General features: G+C 72.5%; 14 protein-coding genes and 1 riboswitch. Of the genes, 6 read left to right on the top strand and 8 right to left on the bottom strand.

What is annotated here, in order from left to right; all coding sequences use genetic code 11:
• Positions 1-151 precede the first annotated feature (151 nt).
• Positions 152-424 (top strand): hypothetical protein, encoded by a 273-nt coding sequence (locus VH969_RS29050; protein WP_331979997.1) that lies wholly within the window; start codon positions 152-154, stop codon positions 422-424.
• Position 425: 1 nt separating this feature from the next.
• On the opposite strand, the gene VH969_RS29045 is transcribed toward VH969_RS29050, so the two are convergent.
• The 6 genes from VH969_RS29045 to VH969_RS29020 all read right to left on the bottom strand — a co-directional run bounded on the left by VH969_RS29045 (position 426) and on the right by VH969_RS29020 (position 6,382).
• The gene (locus VH969_RS29045) at positions 426-1,208 is read right to left on the bottom strand and encodes a helix-turn-helix domain-containing GNAT family N-acetyltransferase (RefSeq protein WP_331979995.1); all 783 of its coding nucleotides are present in this window, start codon (positions 1,206-1,208) and stop codon (positions 426-428) included.
• Positions 1,209-1,290: 82 nt separating this feature from the next.
• A complete protein-coding gene (locus VH969_RS29040) occupies positions 1,291-1,794 on the bottom strand; it encodes a hypothetical protein (RefSeq protein WP_331979993.1) in 504 nt (167 codons plus the stop codon).
• A 56-nt stretch (positions 1,795-1,850) separates the two neighbouring features.
• Positions 1,851-2,498 carry a TetR/AcrR family transcriptional regulator gene (locus tag VH969_RS29035; protein ID WP_331979991.1) on the bottom strand — a complete coding sequence of 216 codons (648 nt, stop codon included), beginning with the start codon at positions 2,496-2,498 and terminating at the stop codon, positions 1,851-1,853.
• 22 nt (positions 2,499-2,520) lie between these two features.
• The gene (locus tag VH969_RS29030; RefSeq protein ID WP_331979989.1) at positions 2,521-4,812 is read right to left on the bottom strand and encodes a xanthine dehydrogenase family protein molybdopterin-binding subunit; all 2,292 of its coding nucleotides are present in this window, start codon (positions 4,810-4,812) and stop codon (positions 2,521-2,523) included.
• A gap of 101 nt (positions 4,813-4,913) precedes the next feature.
• On the bottom strand, positions 4,914-5,900 hold the full coding sequence (locus VH969_RS29025) for an FAD binding domain-containing protein (RefSeq protein ID WP_331979987.1): 987 nt from the start codon (positions 5,898-5,900) through the stop codon (positions 4,914-4,916).
• A complete protein-coding gene (locus tag VH969_RS29020; protein ID WP_331979985.1) occupies positions 5,897-6,382 on the bottom strand; it encodes a 2Fe-2S iron-sulfur cluster-binding protein in 486 nt (161 codons plus the stop codon). The genes VH969_RS29025 and VH969_RS29020 overlap by 4 nt, the downstream gene beginning before the upstream one ends.
• Positions 6,383-6,519: 137 nt before the next feature.
• Here VH969_RS29020 and VH969_RS29015 point away from each other — a divergent pair, with 137 nt between their 5' ends.
• The 3 genes from VH969_RS29015 (at position 6,520) to VH969_RS29005 (ending at position 10,997) form a co-directional block, all read left to right on the top strand.
• Positions 6,520-6,984 carry a hypothetical protein gene (locus VH969_RS29015; protein ID WP_331979983.1) on the top strand — a complete coding sequence of 155 codons (465 nt, stop codon included), beginning with the start codon at positions 6,520-6,522 and terminating at the stop codon, positions 6,982-6,984.
• Between the two features lie 269 nt (positions 6,985-7,253).
• A complete protein-coding gene (locus VH969_RS29010; protein ID WP_331979981.1) occupies positions 7,254-7,871 on the top strand; it encodes an LAVTG motif-containing sortase-dependent surface protein in 618 nt (205 codons plus the stop codon).
• Between the two features lie 207 nt (positions 7,872-8,078).
• Positions 8,079-10,997 carry a WD40 repeat domain-containing protein gene (locus VH969_RS29005; RefSeq protein WP_331979979.1) on the top strand — a complete coding sequence of 973 codons (2,919 nt, stop codon included), beginning with the start codon at positions 8,079-8,081 and terminating at the stop codon, positions 10,995-10,997.
• Positions 10,998-11,001: 4 nt separating this feature from the next.
• Here VH969_RS29005 and VH969_RS29000 read toward each other — a convergent pair whose 3' ends face one another.
• On the bottom strand, positions 11,002-11,508 hold the full coding sequence (locus tag VH969_RS29000) for a DinB family protein (protein ID WP_331979977.1): 507 nt from the start codon (positions 11,506-11,508) through the stop codon (positions 11,002-11,004).
• A gap of 92 nt (positions 11,509-11,600) precedes the next feature.
• Here VH969_RS29000 and VH969_RS28995 point away from each other — a divergent pair, with 92 nt between their 5' ends.
• Positions 11,601-12,443 (top strand): MerR family transcriptional regulator, encoded by an 843-nt coding sequence (locus tag VH969_RS28995; RefSeq protein ID WP_331979975.1) that lies wholly within the window; start codon positions 11,601-11,603, stop codon positions 12,441-12,443.
• Positions 12,444-12,531: 88 nt separating this feature from the next.
• Positions 12,532-12,612, top strand: a riboswitch (S-adenosyl-L-homocysteine riboswitch).
• A gap of 15 nt (positions 12,613-12,627) precedes the next feature.
• Entirely contained in the window at positions 12,628-16,254 is a 3,627-nt protein-coding gene (gene metH, locus VH969_RS28990; protein WP_331979973.1) for a methionine synthase, read from the top strand.
• Here metH and VH969_RS28985 read toward each other — a convergent pair.
• Positions 16,239-16,604, bottom strand: coding sequence for an MmcQ/YjbR family DNA-binding protein (locus VH969_RS28985; protein WP_331979971.1), 366 nt, complete (start codon positions 16,602-16,604; stop codon positions 16,239-16,241). The two genes, metH and VH969_RS28985, sit on opposite strands and share 16 nt — an antisense overlap.
• Position 16,605 lies beyond the last annotated feature (1 nt).

The following is a 16,605-nucleotide window of genomic DNA, read 5'->3' as shown; positions in this document are numbered from 1 at the left end:
CGCGCGAGAACTGATCGAAAGGGCAGACAGAACGGTGACCAGTCTAAAGCCCGGCGCCGCTCCCGTACCAGGAACGAAGAGCAGACCCATCGACACGCGATCGAACGCCCGCCGCACCGTGCGGCTGGCGTCCATCACCGAGGTGGAGTCCGTGCCGGCCCCGCGGCGCGCGTCCGAGCCCGGTGGCGCGCATCGGGCGGCCCGCGCCCATGGCCTGCCCACGTCGCGGGACGACCTGCTGATCCTCGCCGAGCGCATCGTCGGGGACTGGGCGGCCACGCTGCGCGCCGCGCTGTTCCTGCTCGTCGCGGTGGTCGCGGCGATCACGGTGATCGGCCTCGTGCTCGGCGCCGGGCCGGCGCTGGCCACCGGGTTCCTCGCGCTGCTCGTCTTCCTCGCCGGCCGGCGCCGCGGGCACCGCTGACTCAGCGCCGCGGTGCGCGGCGTTCTATGAGAACGGTGTCGTGCCACCTGCCGTCCCGCTGGGCGATGCGCTCCCGCACCCCGACCGTGCGGTAGCCCGCCGCGTGGTGCAGCGCGATGCTCGTCCGGTTCACGGTGAAGATCGCGCTCTGCAGTGTCCACAGCCCACCGTCGTCCGCGGCGGTGACCTGGCGATGCAGCAGGGCGCGCCCGACGCCGCGGCCGCGATGGCGAGCGTCCACGTACAACGACGTCTCCGCGACGCCGGCGTAGCACTCGCGCGGCGACACCGGCGCGGCCGCCGTCCAGCCGACCACCTCGCCACCGGCCTCGGCGACCCAACGGTGGTCCGGCAGCCATTTCGCGTCCAGCGCGGTCCGGCTCGGCACGGTCGTCTCGAACGTGGCGATCCCCGTGGCGATGCCTTCGGCGTAGATCCGCCGTACGGCCGGCCAGTCCGCGGGGCGCAGCGTGCGGACGGCGACGTCCCGCGGCGGCTCCGGCGGGCGGGTCGGCGGGAGCCCGAGCACGGCGTCGGCGACCTGGGGCAGCGCGGCCGGGTTGTTCGCGGTGACGACCGTGGCGTTGCCCGCGCGGCGCGTCCGGACGAAGCCGGCCTCGGCCAGCCTGGCCACGTGGTGCGAGCACGTCGACTGGCTGACGCCGAGCCGCTCGGTCAGCGTGCCCACCGTGACCCCGTCCGCGGCCGCCACCGCCTGCAGCAGCCGGAGCCGGGTGGGGTCGGCGAGGCAGGCGAACCGCGCGGCCAACGTCTCCGGGAGCATGCCACCGAGCGTAGCCACGCCGACCGGCCACAATGGATAAATCCTTGTTAACTCGATCGATGCCCGTCGATGGTCCGACCGGTCAGGCCGCGGCGAGCCGGGCGATCGTCCTGAGCTGGCGGCGCATCATCACCAGGTCACCCCACGCGAGGAAGCGGCGGCGGAGGAACGACAGCGGCCGTGCCGACACGACGAGCTTCGCGACCAGGCGGCCCGGAGCCACGCGGTAGGTGACCGCCAGGTCGCCGAACATCAGCCGCGCCCAGCGGTCCGTGAGCCGGACCGTCAGCTCCAGATCCTGCACGAACCCGGCCAGCGTGAAGATGTTCATCACCGGCTGGCCGAGCGCGAGCTCGGTGAGGCCGGGTGTCAGCGTGCGCGGGCTGCGCCGGCCGAGGTTGTCGATGAAGTCGTAGCTGTAGGGCGCCACCCGCAGCTGGCAGAGCCACCGGTACACCGCCGGCGGCGCCGCATCGACGTCCACCGCGCGGAACCACGACTCCGTCGGTCCCGGCACGAGCTCGTCACACGGGTACGGCTCGGCCACCTCCGCCCGCGTCGCACCCCAGATCTCCGGTATGTCCACCCTTCCGGTCTAGTTCGGCATCCGTGCGTGCGTCAACGTCTGCCGCGCCACAGAGGTCAGCGGGCGAGCAGGCCGAGGATGATCGTCTCCGCCATTCGCGTGATCGTCGGCACGAACGGGAGGTGCTCGTGCCCGAGGCGCGGCTCCTCCTTGTACAGCTCGACGAGCGTGGCCGGCGGGTGGCCGATCTGCCACAGCCCCGCCGCGACCATGCCCACCGCGCCGACGAGCTCGAACGCGTCCCGCTCGCCGAGCTTCGGCAGCACCGTGCGGATCTGCGCCCCGATCCCGTCCACGGACCCGACCGCCGCACGCTTGAACGTCCGGGCCGTCTCCAGCGACACGTTCCGCTCGAGGTTCAGCGGCGCGTGGGTCATCAGGTCGCACAGCAGCGGGCGCTCGGCCAGGGTGGTGGCGAGCGCCGACGCGACGCCGGCCACGTCACCGTCGGCCAGCGTGGCGAGCGCCGCGCGCATCGCCTCGGCCCAGCCACGCCAGTCGTCGGCCGCGAGATGCAGGTAGATCTCCTCCCGCGTCTCGAAGTACCGCAGCAGCGCCGACTTGTGCATCCCCACCGCCCCCGCGATGTCCGCCAGGCTCACCGCGCGCACGCCGTCCCGCTCCGCGAGCGAGCGCGCCGCGGCGAGGATGGCCTCGTACCGCTGGCGCTTGTGCTCGGGCCGCCGGGCTCGCTGGAACGTCACCCCTCCACGGTAGGACCGGCCGCTACAACAGCTTGTCGAGGGTGATCGGCAGGTCACGGATCCGCCGGCCGGTCGCGTGGAAGACCGCGTTCGCCACCGCGGCCCCGACGCCCGTGATGCCGACCTCGCCCGCGCCGAGCACGCCAAGGGGCATCGTCGGGTCCGGGTCGTCCAAACAGGTCACGTCGATGTGCGGCACGTCGGCGTGCACGGGGACGTGGTACTCCGCCAGGGTCGCGTTCACGATCCGGCCCGTCGCCGGGTCCACGAGCGTCTCCTCGCCCAGCGCCAGCCCGATGCCCATCACGATCCCGCCGCGCAGCTGGCTCGCCGCGGTCTTCGCGTTGACCACGGTGCCGATGTCGAACACGCCCGCCCACCGCGACACCCGCACCTCGCCGGTGTCCGGGTCGACCCGCACCTCGCAGAACTGCGCGCCCGACGCCGCCTTCACCCAGCGCCGGCCGTCCCGCAGGAACTTCGCGACGAACCTCGCCTGGTCCGCGAGCTCGCCGAGCCGGGACGTCGAGCCGACCACACCGTCCACATGCGAACGTCCGGCCCTGGTGAGGATCCGCGCGTAGGTCTCGCCCGCCGCACCGGCGAACAGCCCGCCGGCCCGCGCGCGGACGTCGGCGAGGCGCCGGCCGCGCAACGGCGAGTCCGCGGACCTGCCGGCCAGCTCGAACACCTCGCGCCGCACCTTCGCGCAGGCCTCGAGCAGGCTCGACGCCACGCTCGCGGTCTGCGCCGAGCCGCCGGCCCCGGGCCCGGCGGGCAGATCGCTGTCGCCGTGCTCGACCCGGATCGCCTCGACCGGCACGCCCAGCGCGTGCGCGGTGATCTGCGCCTGTGCGGTGGCCGCGCCGACGCCGATCTCGTGGAACGCGCACTTCACCACGACCGAGCCGTCCGCGGCCAGCCGGACGGTGACGCTCGCCGGGAGCTGCCACGCCGGGTGGTATGCCGCGGCCACGCCCATGCCCACCAGCCACCGGCCGTCCCGCATGGAGCCCGGCTCGGGCGTGCGAGCGGCCCAGCCGAACCGCTCCGCGCCGATCGCGAACGTCTCCAGCACCCGGCGGTGCGAGAACGCCTTGCCGTCCAAGGGGTTGCGCTCCGGCTCGTTGCGCCTGCGCAGCTCGATCGGGTCGAGCCCGACCCGGTACGCGAGCTCGTCCATCCCCACCTCGAGCGCGTACGTGCCGATCGACTCGCCCGGCGCGCGCATCGACGTGTTGGCCACCGCGTCGAGGTCCACCTGGCGCTGCTCGACGAGAATGTTCTCCGCCGCGTAGAGGTGCCGGGACTGGGAGACCACCTGCTCGGGGTGGCCGCCGACCCGGCCCAGCTGCGTGATGCTCGTGTGGATCAGCGAGGTGAGCCGGCCGTCGGCCGTGGCGCCGAGCGCCACCCGCTGGATCGACGGCGTGCGGCCGCCGACGGTGCGGTACACGTCCTCGCGCGTCAGCATGAGCCGCACCGGCCGGCCGGTCGCGCGGGCGGCGAGCGGGGCGAGGATCGTGCCGGCCCAGACGCTGCCCTTGCCGCCGAACCCGCCGCCGACGAAGGTGGAGATCACCCGGACCCTGGCGAGCGGCAGGCCGAAGCGGTGGGCGAGGTGGCGGCGCGTCCAGTCGATGTTCTGCGTTCCGTCGTGGACGGTCAGCTCGTCGCCGTCCCACACCGCCGTCGTCGCGTGCGGCTCGAGCGCGTTGTGGTTGTGCATCGGCGTGGTGAAGCGCAGGTCCACCGACACGGGCGCGGCGGCGAGCGCGGCCTCGGCGTCGCCCTTACTGCCACCGCCCGGCATCAGCATCGCGTTGCGCCGCTGCGGATGCGCGTCCGGCACGGCGGCCTTGAAGTCCAGTGTGGACGGAAGTTCGGTATAGGAAGGACGGACCAGCCGCGCAGCCGCCAGCGCGATGTCGACCGTCTCGGCCACGACGACCGCGACCGGCTGGCCGTTCCAGTGCACCTCGTCGGTGTTGAGGTAGTTCACGGTGGTGCCGGGCGCGAGCGTCGCGAGGTTGACCGGGGTCGGCTTCTGCGGCGGCTTCAGCGCGGGCGCGTTGTGGTGGGTCAGCACCGCGAGCACGCCGGGCAGCGCCGCCGCGGCGGCCGTGTCGATCGCCGTGATGCGGCCGCGGGGGATCGTCGAGCAGACGAGCGCGGCGTGCGCCAGGTTCGGGTAGGCGTACTCGGCGGAGTAGCGCGCCCGGCCGGTCGTCTTGGCGTGCCCGTCGACCCGGTCGAGCGGGCGGCCGAGGACGGAGAACTGTTCCGCCTCCCCGGAATCAACCCTTGTGGTCACCCTCGGTTGGTGCCGACCGGTTCGGCGCGTACCGGTGGCTGGGTTGCGTCCCGTTCCCCTCGGGTGCGGTTGGCTGGCACCCGGTTCGTGCACAGGGAGTGTCATGCCGGGGTTCCTTCCGCGAGGCGTCGCAATGTCGCCGTGATCGTGCGTTTCGCGAGCTCGATCTTGAAGCCGTTCGCGCTCTGCGGGACGGCCTGCGCGAGCTCGGCGCCGGCCGCCCGGTCGAACTCCGCATCGGTGGCCGGCGCGCCGGTCAGCACCCGCTCGGCCTCGACCGCCCGCCACGGCTTGGCCGCGACGCCGCCGAGCGCGAGCCGCACCGCCGCCACCCGGCCGTCCTCGACCCGCAGCGCGGCGGCCACGGACACGAGCGCGAACGCGTACGACGCGCGGTCGCGCACCTTGCGGTAGCGGGAAAGCGCGGCCACCGGGTTCGCCGGCAGCTCGACGGCGGTGATCAGCTCGTCGGGCTCCAGCGCGGTCTCCACGTGCGGGGTGTCACCGGGCAGCCGGTGGAAGTCGAGCAGTGGGATACGCCGCGTGCCGCGCACGCTCTCCACCTCGACGGTGGCGTCGAGCGCGGCGAGCGCGACGCACATGTCGGACGGGTGGGTGGCGATGCAGCTCTCGCTCGTGCCGAGGATCGCGTGCATCCGGTTGAAGCCGCCGATCGCCGCGCAGCCGCTGCCGGGCTCGCGCTTGTTGCACGGCAGCGTGCCGTCGTAGAAGTACGGGCATCGGGTGCGCTGCAACAGGTTCCCGCCGACGGTCGCCATGTTGCGCAGCTGGCCGGACGCGCCCATCAGCACCGCCTGGGCGAGCATCGGGAACCGGGCGCGGATCATCGGGTGCGCGGCGAGGTCGCTGTTGCGCACGAGCGCGCCGATGCGGACGGTGCCGTCGGGGCCGGTGTCGATGCCGGTCAGCGGCAACCGGCTGATGTCGATGACGGTGTCCGGCGACTCGACGCCCTCGCGCATGAGGTCGACGAGGTTCGTGCCGCCGCCGAGGAACTTCGCGCCGGGCCGGATCTCGCGTACCGCGGTGGCCACGTCGGCCGCCGCGAGGTAGCCGAAGTCCTTCATCCCGCGACCTCCTCGATCGCGTCGACGATCCCGTTGTAGGCACCGCAGCGGCAGATGTTGCCGCTCATCCGCTCGCGGATCTCGTCCTCGGTCAGCTCGGGTGCCTCGTCGACGTGCTCGGTGACCGCGCTCGCCGTGCCTTCCTTGTGCTCGTCGAGCATCGCGATCGCCGAGCAGATCTGGCCGGACGTGCAGTAGCCGCACTGGAAGCCGTCGTGCGTGACGAACGCCTGCTGCAGCGGGTGGTCGACGCCCTCGATCGTGGTGATCTCCCGGTCCTCGTACTGCACCGCGAGCGCGAGGCACGAGACGATCCGCCGCCCGTCGACGAGCACGGTGCACGCGCCGCAGGCGCCCTGGTTGCAGCCCTTCTTGGTGCCGGTCAGCCCCATCCGCTCGCGCAACGCGTCGAGCAGGCTGACCCGCGGTTCCAGCTCCACCGCCGCGGCGGTTCCGTTGACGTTCAGTCGCACCTCCACCATGCCGGGGGACGTTAACAGAACAGTGTTGAGCTAACAAGAGCCCAGCGGTCTGTTAATGGTTGAGAATCCACGATTGACGTGCGGATGTCCGGGGTACTCATAGCGACAGGAGTGCCGAACTTGGAGGTGCAGGAAGCATGCTGATCCTCGGCTTGCTGCTGGTTCTGGCGAGTGCGGGCGCGGCGGTCGTGCTGATCGCGTACAACACCGCGGGTCCCGCGGAGACCGTGTCCGCCTTCGGCCGCGACATCGCGAACGTCACGCTCATGCAGGCGTTCGTGGCCGGGATCGTCGTCGCCCTGGTGTTCTTGCTGGGCCTGTGGATGATCGCCGCCGCGGGCCGGCGCAGCCGGGCGCACCGGGCGCGTTACCGGGAGGCGCGCCGCGAGGCCAAGACCGCCGCGCAGGAGCGCGACGAGCTGGCCGAGCGGGTCCGCACGGAGGACGAGGTCCGGGCGGAGCAGGAGACCGTCGCCATGCCCGTCGCGCGCTCGCACGGCGAGCACGCGGTCGACGACGGCCGCCACGTCACGCAGCCGACCGACCGGCACCAGCAGCCGGTGATCACGAACATCAACGAGGGCCACACGCCGACGAAGTAGGCGAGCTGGTCCCGTACGCAGGGCCGGTCACGATCAAGCGCTCCACCCCCGGCGCAAGGTCGTGACCGGCCCTTTTGTATTTCCGTTGCTACGGAAAGCATTCTGACCACACGGTGGGGCTACTCCGGATTTGCAAACGACACGCCAATGGGGGGATCCCGCCGAAAGTCGTTTCCGGAGTGTGTATACCCTGTCACCCCATCGTGGCTGTTGATCGTCGCCGGGCGGTCGACAGGTTCTTGGTCTACTGCTTTTAGCCGGAGGCATACATGGCACACCCCTCGACCGCGCGCCGCCGGTTCGGCGCCGCTCTCTCCGCGCTCGGCATCGGCGTGGCCGCTGCCGCGGCGCTTGTCGGCATGGCCGGCACCGCCGCCGCCCACGTCCCCGACATCAAGGCGGAGTGCACCGACAACGGCACGGTCCTTCAGGTCCACCTCGAGCGCTACGACGACTCGGGCGTGAACACCGTCAAGGTCATGGACGGCGACACGGTGCTGCTCGACACCAAGCAGTTCGGCCGCAGCTTCGACCAGACCTTCGACAACCTGGACGCGACGGTCGACCACGTCTTCACCGCCGACGTGCGGGCCCACGACGACCCGAACGGGTCGAAGGGCTTCACCAGGGTGCTGACGGCGGAGGCCAAGGCCTGCGTGACCCCGCCGCCCACGACGACGACCGAAGTTCCGCCGACCTCCTCCGAGGCTCCGCCGGTGCCGCCGTCGTCCGCGCCGGCCACCACGACGCCTGCGGCGCAGCCGGCTCCGGCCCCGCCGCTCGCCGAGACCGGTGCCAGCGTCGCGCTGCCGCTGGGCATCGGCGCCGTCCTGCTGGTCGGCGGTGGCGTCCTGCTGTTCGTCGTGCGTCGTCGCAGCCGCGCCTGACGTAGCAGAACACCAAGAAGGGGCGGGCCCGAACGGGCCCGCCCCTTCTTCGCGTCTACGGGATCAGTCGCTGTCGGTCACGTACGGCTCGGCCATCTCGAAGCTCCTTTCCTCTTGGGAAAGGTTTTAGGCCACCGTGGTTGTTCAGTGTCCATGGCTGGACGCTGAACAACGGGATGTGAACAATGCGCGGGGAGGAGGTGCGCGGTGCCTCGTGGGGAGAGGCCGCTCGGGCCTGGAGCCGACGTGCTGCTGCGCTTCGCCGGTGATCTGCGGCGACTGCGTGAGCGCGCCGGTAGCCCTACCTATCGCGAGCTCGCCACCCGCGCGCACTACTCCGCGGCCGCGCTGTCCGAGGCGGCCGGCGGGCGGAAACTTCCGACTCTCGCCGTCACCCTCGCGTACGTGACCGCGTGCGGCGGCGACACCGCCGGCTGGCTGGCGCGGTGGCGGGACACCGCGGCCGAGCTGGCAGACGACGAACCCGCGGAGTTACCCGCCGGTGCCGGGGAACCGCCCTACGTCGGCCTCGCCGCGTTCCAGCCGGCCGACGCCGGCCGCTTCTTCGGCCGCGACGGTCTCGTCGACGAGCTCGTCACCCGGGTGCGGAACAGCCGGTTCCTCGGCGTCTTCGGACCCTCCGGGTACGGCAAGTCGTCGGTGCTGCGGGCCGGCCTGGTCACCCGGCTCGAGCCCGACCCAGTCGTCGTGTTCACGCCCGGCGCGCGTCCCGTGGAGGAGTGCGCGGTGCGGATCGCGGCCACGCTCGGCGAGTCCGCGGCGACCCTGCGGACGGAGTTCAAGGCCGACCCGGCGAACCTGCACCTGCGGATCCGCCAGGCGATGACCTCCGGCGACCACCCCGACCGCGACCTCGTGCTCGTCGTCGACCAGTTCGAGGAGGTCTTCACCCTCTGCACGGACGCCCGCGAGCGGAAGTGGCTGATCGACGCCCTGGTGACCGCCGCGCGAACCGAGACGAGCCGGACCCGTGTGGTGCTGGGCGTGCGCGCGGACTTCTACGGCCACTGCGCGCGCCACCCGTCGCTCGTCACGGCGCTTCGCGACTCGCAGGTGCTGGTCGGCCCGCTCGACGAGGACGGCATGCGGGACGTGATCGTGAAGCCGGCCGAGCAGGCGGGGTTGCGGGTGGAGACCGCGCTCGTCGCCAGGCTCGTCGCGATCGCCGCGAACGAGCCGGGCGCGCTGCCGCTGCTGTCGCACGTGCTGCTGGAGACCTGGCGGCGCCGGCGCGGGACGACGCTGACACTCGGCGGCTACGAGTCCGCGGGCGGGCTGCGGCACGCGCTCACCCGTACCGCCGAGAACGTCTACGCGGGGCTTGACCCGGCCGGTCAGGTCGTCGCGAAGCAGCTGTTCCTGCGGCTGTGCGCGCTGGGCGACGGCACCGACGACGCCAAGCGCCGGGTGCGCCGCGACGAGCTCGCCGACCTGCCCGGCGCGAGCGAGCTGCTCGAACGGCTGGCAGCGGTCCGGCTCGTCACGCTCGACCGGGACAATGTCGAGCTCGCGCACGAGGCGCTGATCCGGCACTGGCCGCGGCTGCACGAGTGGCTCACCGAAGACCGCGACGGGCTGCGCACCCACCGGCTGCTGACCGACGCGGCGCACGCGTGGAAGTCGCTGCACCGCGACGCCGGCGCGCTGTACCGGGGTGCCCGGCTCGCTCGCACGCAGGAGTGGGCGGACGGCCTGCACGGCGGCGCGGAGGCCGTGCTTTCCCCGCTGGAGCGGGAGTTCCTGCACGCGAGCCGGTCCGCGATCGTCGCCGAGCGGACGGCCGAGCGGCTGCGCACGCGGCGGCAGCGCCGGCTCGTCGCGGTGCTCGTCGTGCTGCTGGTGCTGGCGACGGTCACCACGGTGTCCGCCGTGCTCGCCCAGCACGACGCGACCGAGCAGCGCACCGCGGCCGCGGCCCAGCGCGTGATCACGCAGGCGACGCTGCTGGTCCGCAGCGATCCGGCGCTGGCCGAGCAGCTCGGCCTCGCCGCGTACCACCTGGCGCCGACCGCGGAGAACAAGGACAGCCTGATGCGCATCGTCGCCGCGACGGCCGAGCGCCGGGTGGACCAGGTCGGCTTCGAGCTCGACGGGCGGATGTGGGGCGTGCGCGTCGGCGAGACCGCGGTGACGGTCGGCGACGTGACCGACCCGGACACCACGGACGAGGGCCAGCCGCTCACGGCGCCGGAGGACACGACCGAGGGCCCACGGGTCGACGCCACGGCGTTCGCCCCGGACGGCCGCACGCTCGCCATGGTCACCTTCAAGCGGCGGGTGCACGTGTGGGACCTGACCGCGCTGCCGGACCGGGAGCCGCTGGCGTCGTTCGTGGCGCCGGCCGGTGCGTGCGAGCCGACGTGCTCGCAGCTGGCGATCCACCCCAACGGGCGGATGCTGGCGATGGCGAGCAGCAAGGGCGGCGCGTGGCTGTGGCGGATCGGACCGCACGCGGGACCGCTGGGCCACGTGCCGATGACGGGCGTGGGCCTGCGCGGCATCGCGTTCAGCCCGGACGGCCGGCTGCTCGCGACCGCCGAGGAGGGCGGCCGGATCGTGCTGTGGGACCTCGCCGACCCGGCGAAGCCGGCCCCGCTCGGCGTCGTGCGGACGGGTTCGGTGACCTACGCGCTGAACGGTTCGTGGATCGCGTTCAGCATGGGCACCCGGCTGATCGCGACGGCGGGCCCGGACAACACGGCGGTGCTGTACGACATCTCCGACCCGCACCGGCCGCGGCACGTGTCGTCGGTGGCGGGCCAGGCCGAGTCGGTGTCGTCGGTGTCGTTCAGCCCGGACGGCAGCATGCTGGCCACGGCGAGCGCGGACCAGACGACTGCCTTGTGGGACCTCCGGCACCCGCAGGCGCCGCGGCTCGCCGGGCGGCTGCGCGCGGACCTGGAGGTGCCGCACCGCGCGACCTTCGCCCCGGACGGCCACACGGTGGCGACCACGGCGCAGCCGAAGGGGCAGCGGCTTCTGTTGTGGGAGACGGACTTCCACCGCCTCACGACGCACGTCTGCGACACGTTCGGCGCCATGGGCCGCGACCGCTGGAACCGCTACTTCCCGGGCATCGAGTACCAGGACCCTTGCGCGGCATAGGAACTCAGACGCCGACCGTGCCGTCGATTCCCTCTCGCAGGAGGTCCGCGTGACCGTTGTGCCTGGCGTACTCGTGGATCAGGTGGAACATGACCAGGCGCAGCGACACCTCCTCGCCCCACCGGGGGTTGTAGGCCGTCACGTCGAGGGACTCGGCCTCGCGCTCGATGCGGCGCGCGTGCTCGACCTCGGCCTCCCAGGCCGCGAACGCCTCCGCCCGGTCGCAGCCCGCCGGGTCGTACGCCGCCTGGTAGTCGCCCTCCGCCGACCACACCAGCGGGATGTCCTCGCCGTTCATGACCTTGCGGAACCACGTCCGCTCGACCTCCGCCAGGTGGCGCACCAGGCCCAGCAGCGACAGCGTCGACGGCGGCATCGACCGGCGCCGTAAGTCCTCATCGGACAGTCCGGCGCACTTCACGGCGAGCGTCTGGCGGTGGAAGTCGAGGAACGCGCGCAGCGTCTCGCGCTCCCCGCCGGTCAGCGGCGGGTCGATCCGTTCGATGGACACGGCGGCGAGGGTACGTCACCCCTTCGGCCCGCTGCCGGTCGACAAAGGCGGTGGCGTCCTCCGCCCCGCGCGGTGCCCGCGAAGGTGTGAGGATGTCTGCAGTGGACGGGGACGGGACGGCGTGGACGGCGGGGCAGGTGGCACGGCACCTGCGGATCGCCGAGTCGACCCTGCGGTCCTGGCACCGCCGCTACGGGGTCGGCCCGCAGGCCTCGCGGCCGGGCAGCTACCGGCGCTACACCCCGGTCGACGTCGAGCGGCTGCAGCGCATGCGCGACCTCATCGCCGCCGGGATGCTGCCGTCGGAGGCCGCCTACACGGTCTGCACGCCCACCGGCCAGCCCCTGGACGAGGCCCTCGACGACGTGGTGACCGCCGCGCGGAGCCTCGACAACACCCGCTGCCTGGCCGCGCTCGAGAGCGCGTTCGCCGCTCGCGGCGTGGTGGAGGTGTGGGAGCGGCTGTGCCGGCCCGCGTTGCTGGCGATCGACGCCGACCAGCGGGCCGACCCGGGCTGCGTGGACCGCGAGCACGTGCTGTCGTGGGCGATCGCCGCGGCGCTGCACCGTGTCGACCGGCCGGCCGGGGAGGGCTCGCTCGTGCTGCTCGCGTGCACCGAGGCCGAGCAGCACACGCTGCCGCTGGAGGCGCTGGCCGCCGCGCTCGCCGAGCGCCGGGCCACCGTGCGGATGCTCGGCGCCGCCGTGCCGACGGCCACGCTGGTCCACGCCGTGGCCGCCGCCCGCCCCGCCGCCGTGGTCCTCTGGGCGCAGAGCCCCGCCACGGCCCGGCCAGAGGCCGTCCGCGCACTCGGCGCGTTCCCGTTGCGCCGGATCACCGCTGGTCCGGGCTGGCCGCGCCGCAGGCTGCCGGGCACCGAGCGGTTCACGAGCCTCGCCGCCGCCGTGACCGCGCTGACCGATCCCGGTCCGTGAGACGGCGAGCGCACTGGTCGGGAAATTTCCAGGCGCTCTGGACACCGTCTCTTGGCGTCCTCTAATTCGAACCGGTAACTTTGTGTGCAGGGTCGAGAGGCGCTGCAACGGACACCGTGTCCGCCACGCTCGGCCCTGACCGATCGTCACCCAAGGGCGCCTCCCGACATTGGGAGGTGCACAGGTGGGCAAGTCCGACACAGGCGCGAGCAGGGCGCTGCGACAGCTACTCGACCGGCGGATCGCGGTGCTCGACGGGGCCTGGGGCACGATGCTGCAGGGTGCCGGCCTGACGCCCGCCGACTACCGGGGCGACCGCATCGGCGAAGCCCATCCCAAGGACGTCACCGGCGACCCGGACCTGCTCAACCTCACCCGCCCGGACATCGTGCTCGACGTGCACCGCCAGTACCTGGCGGCGGGCGCGGACATCACCACGACCAACACGTTCACCGCGACCGCGATCGGCCAGGCCGACTACGGGCTGGAATCGCTGGTCAGGGAGATGAACGTGCGGGGCGCGGAGATCGCCCGCCAGGCCGCGGACGAGGCCGGCGACCGGTTCGTCGCCGGCTCGATCGGCCCGCTCAACGTCACCCTCTCGCTGTCCCCCCGCGTGGAGGACCCCGCGTTCCGTGCGGTCTCCTTCAACCAGGTGTACGACGCCTACGCCGAGCAGATCGCCGGCCTCGCCGAAGGCGGCGTGGACCTGCTGCTCGTCGAGACGATCTTCGACACGCTCAACGCAAAGGCCGCGATCGCCGCCGCCCGCGATGTCGCCCCTGAGCTGCCGCTGTGGATCTCGGTGACGATCGTCGACCTGTCCGGCCGCACGCTGTCGGGCCAGACGGTCGAGGCGTTCTGGAGCTCCATCGAGCACGCGGAGCCGCTCGTCGTCGGCGTCAACTGCTCGCTCGGCGCCGAGGAGATGCGCCCGCACGTGGCGGAGCTGTCCCGCCTGGCCGGCAGCTACACCGCCGCCTACCCCAACGCCGGCCTGCCCAACGCGTTCGGCGGCTACGACCAGACGCCCGAGGAGACCGGCCGGCTGCTCGGCGAGTTCGCCGGCGCGGGCATGGTCAACATCGTCGGCGGCTGCTGCGGCACCACGCCCGCGCACATCGCACAGATCGCCGAGGCGGTCGGCGGCATGGACCCGCGCAAGGTCCCGGCGATCGAGAACACCACGCGCTTCTCCGGCCTGGAGCCGTTCGAGATCGGCGCGGACACCGGCTTCGTCATGATCGGCGAGCGCACGAACGTCACCGGCTCCAAGCGGTTCCGCCGGCTCATCGAGTCCGACGACCACCAGGCCGCCGTGGACGTCGCGCTGGAGCAGGTCCGCGGCGGCGCCAACCTGCTCGACGTCAACATGGACGCCGACCTGCTCGACAGCGAGCAGGCGATGACCACGTTCCTGAACCTGATCGCCACCGAGCCCGAGGTCGCCCGCATCCCGATCATGATCGACAGTTCCAAGTGGACTGTCCTCGAGGCGGGCCTGAAGTGCGTGCAGGGCAAGGGAGTCGTCAACTCCATCAGCCTCAAGGAAGGCGAGGAGCCATTCCTCGAGCACGCCCGGCAGATCCGCACGTACGGCGCCGGCGTGGTCGTGATGGCCTTCGACGAGCAGGGCCAGGCCGACACCGCGGATCGCAAGGTGGAGATCTGCGCCCGCGCGTACGACCTGCTCACGCAGCAGGCCGGCTTCGCCCCCGAGGACATCGTGTTCGACCCCAACGTGCTCGCGGTCGCCACCGGCATCGCCGAGCACAACGGGTACGCCAAGGCGTTCATCGACGCGCTGCCGCGGATCAAGGAGCGCTGTCCGGGCGCGCGTACCAGCGGCGGCATCTCGAACCTGTCGTTCGCCTTCCGCGGCAACGACATCGTGCGCGAGGCCATGCACTCCGCGTTCCTGCTGCACGCGGTGCGCGCCGGGCTGGACATGGGCATCGTCAACGCCGGCCAGCTCGCCGTGTACGAGGACATCCCGGCCGACCTGCTGGAGCTCGTCGAGGACGTGCTGTTCGACCGGCGCGAGGACGCGACCGACCGGCTCGTGGCGTTCGCCGAGAACGTGCGGGGGAGCGGCACCAAACGCGCCGTCGACCTGTCGTGGCGCGAGGCGCCGGTGAACGAGCGGCTCGCGCACGCGCTGCTGCACGGCATCGTCGACTTCATCGAGGAGGACACGGAGGAGGCCCGCCGGGAGGCCGATCGCCCGCTCGACGTGATCGAGGGGCCGCTGATGGACGGCATGAAGATCGTCGGCGACCTGTTCGGCGCGGGCAAGATGTTCCTGCCGCAGGTCGTGAAGAGCGCGCGCGTGATGAAGCGCTCGGTCGCCTACCTCGAGCCGTACATGGAGGAGGAGAAGGAGCAGGCGCGCCGCGAGGGGCGGCTGCTCACCGACCGCGGCCAGGGCAAGATCGTGCTGGCCACCGTCAAGGGTGACGTGCACGACATCGGCAAGAACATCGTCGGCGTCGTCCTGGGCTGCAACAACTACGACGTCGTCGACCTCGGCGTGATGGTGCCGGCGGCGAGGATCCTCGACACGGCGGTCGAGGAGGGCGCGGACGCCATCGGCCTGTCCGGGCTGATCACCCCGTCGCTGGACGAGATGGTCGGCGTGGCCACGGAGATGCAGCGGCGCGGGCTGAACCTGCCGCTGATGATCGGCGGCGCGACGACGTCCCGCCAGCACACCGCGGTGCGCATCGCCCCGGCGTACGACTCGACGACGATCCACGTGCTGGACGCGTCGCGGGTCGTCGGCGTGGTGTCCGACCTGCTGAACGAGGGTCGCGCGGAGGAGCTCGACGCGGCGAACCGGATCGAGCAGGCGCGGCTGCGCGAGGAGCACGAGCACCGGCACGCCAAGCCGCTGCTGACGGTCGAGGAGGCGCGGGCCAACCGCGAGCGGGTGCCGTTCGACGACCTGCCGGTGCCGGAGTTCACCGGTGTGCGGACGGTGTCGCCGTCGATCGCGGAGCTGCGCGAGTTCATCGACTGGCAGTTCTTCTTCCTGGCCTGGGAGCTGAAGGGCAAGTACCCGGCGATCCTGGAGAGGAACCCGGCGGCGCGCGAGCTGTTCGACGACGGCAACGAGCTGCTGGACCAGATCGTCGCGGACGGCCGGTTCACCGCGCGTGGCGCGTACGGGTTCTGGCCGGCGCACGCCGAGGGCGACGACATCGTCGTCGAGGGCGGGCCGCGGCTGCCGATGCTGCGCCAGCAGACCGAGAAGCCCGAGGGCCGGCCGAACCGCTCGCTCGCCGACTACGTGGCGCCCGAGGGCGACCACCTCGGCGGCTTCGCGGTGGCGATCCACGGCGCGGAGGCGCTGGCGGGGGAGTTCGAGGCGGACAACGACGACTACCGGGCGATCATGGTCAAAGCGCTGGCCGACCGGCTCGCCGAGGCGTTCGCCGAGTACGTCCACCTGCAGGCGCGGCGCGAGTGGTTCGAACCCGACGCGCAGCCGGAGCTGGCCGACCTGCACGCGGAGCGCTTCCGCGGCATCCGGCCCGCGCTCGGCTACCCGGCGAGCCCGGACCACAGCGAGAAGCGCGAGCTGTTCGGCATGCTCGACGCGGACCAGGTGGGCATCGCGCTGACCGAGTCGTGCGCGATGACCCCGGCCGCGGCGGTCAGCGGCCTGATCTTCGCCAACCCGGAGTCGCGGTACTTCACCGTCGGCCGGATCAACCGCGACCAGGTGGCGGACTACGCGGCCCGCCGCGGCGTCGAGGTGGCCGAGGTGGAGCACTGGCTGCGCCCGAACCTGGCCTACGACCCGTCCTGATCCACGCCGTGCGCCTGGTCGTACTCCGCGGCGACCTTCTTCGGGACGACCATCCGCCAGCCGTCGACGATGAGCTCGCGCAGCTCGTCCACGTCGACGGCGGCGAGGCGCAGGTGCACCCAGTGGTAGCGCATGTCGCCCTTGCCGGGTAAGGAGAACTTGCCGGGCTCGGACTCGACGAGGGCGGCGCGCTCCTCCTTCGGGAACGCGAAGCCGAGCGTCTGCTCGTCGCGGGACAGCGCGAGGTAGACGATCCGGCCGACGTTGAACTTGACCCGGTCGCGCACGAGCCGCTCGACCGTGCGCGGCAGGCCGGTGGCGATCCGGCGGACGTCTTCGGCGGTGGCCATG

It is taken from the genome of Actinophytocola sp. (assembly GCF_036555685.1).
Lineage (GTDB): Bacteria > Actinomycetota > Actinomycetes > Mycobacteriales > Pseudonocardiaceae > Actinophytocola.
This window is presented reverse-complemented; position numbering and strand designations above follow the sequence as displayed.

Coding starts and splice junctions, on each gene's coding strand:
- VH969_RS29045 (WP_331979995.1), bottom strand. CDS start 1,208: ATGCTCCCGGAGACGTTGGCCGCGCGGTTCGCCTGCCTCGCCGACCCC.
- VH969_RS29025 (WP_331979987.1), bottom strand. CDS start 5,900: ATGAAGGACTTCGGCTACCTCGCGGCGGCCGACGTGGCCACCGCGGTA.
- VH969_RS29020 (WP_331979985.1), bottom strand. CDS start 6,382: ATGGTGGAGGTGCGACTGAACGTCAACGGAACCGCCGCGGCGGTGGAG.
- VH969_RS29015 (WP_331979983.1), top strand. CDS start 6,520: ATGCTGATCCTCGGCTTGCTGCTGGTTCTGGCGAGTGCGGGCGCGGCG.
- VH969_RS29010 (WP_331979981.1), top strand. CDS start 7,254: ATGGCACACCCCTCGACCGCGCGCCGCCGGTTCGGCGCCGCTCTCTCC.
- VH969_RS28995 (WP_331979975.1), top strand. CDS start 11,601: ATGTCTGCAGTGGACGGGGACGGGACGGCGTGGACGGCGGGGCAGGTG.
- VH969_RS28985 (WP_331979971.1), bottom strand. CDS start 16,604: ATGGCCACCGCCGAAGACGTCCGCCGGATCGCCACCGGCCTGCCGCGC.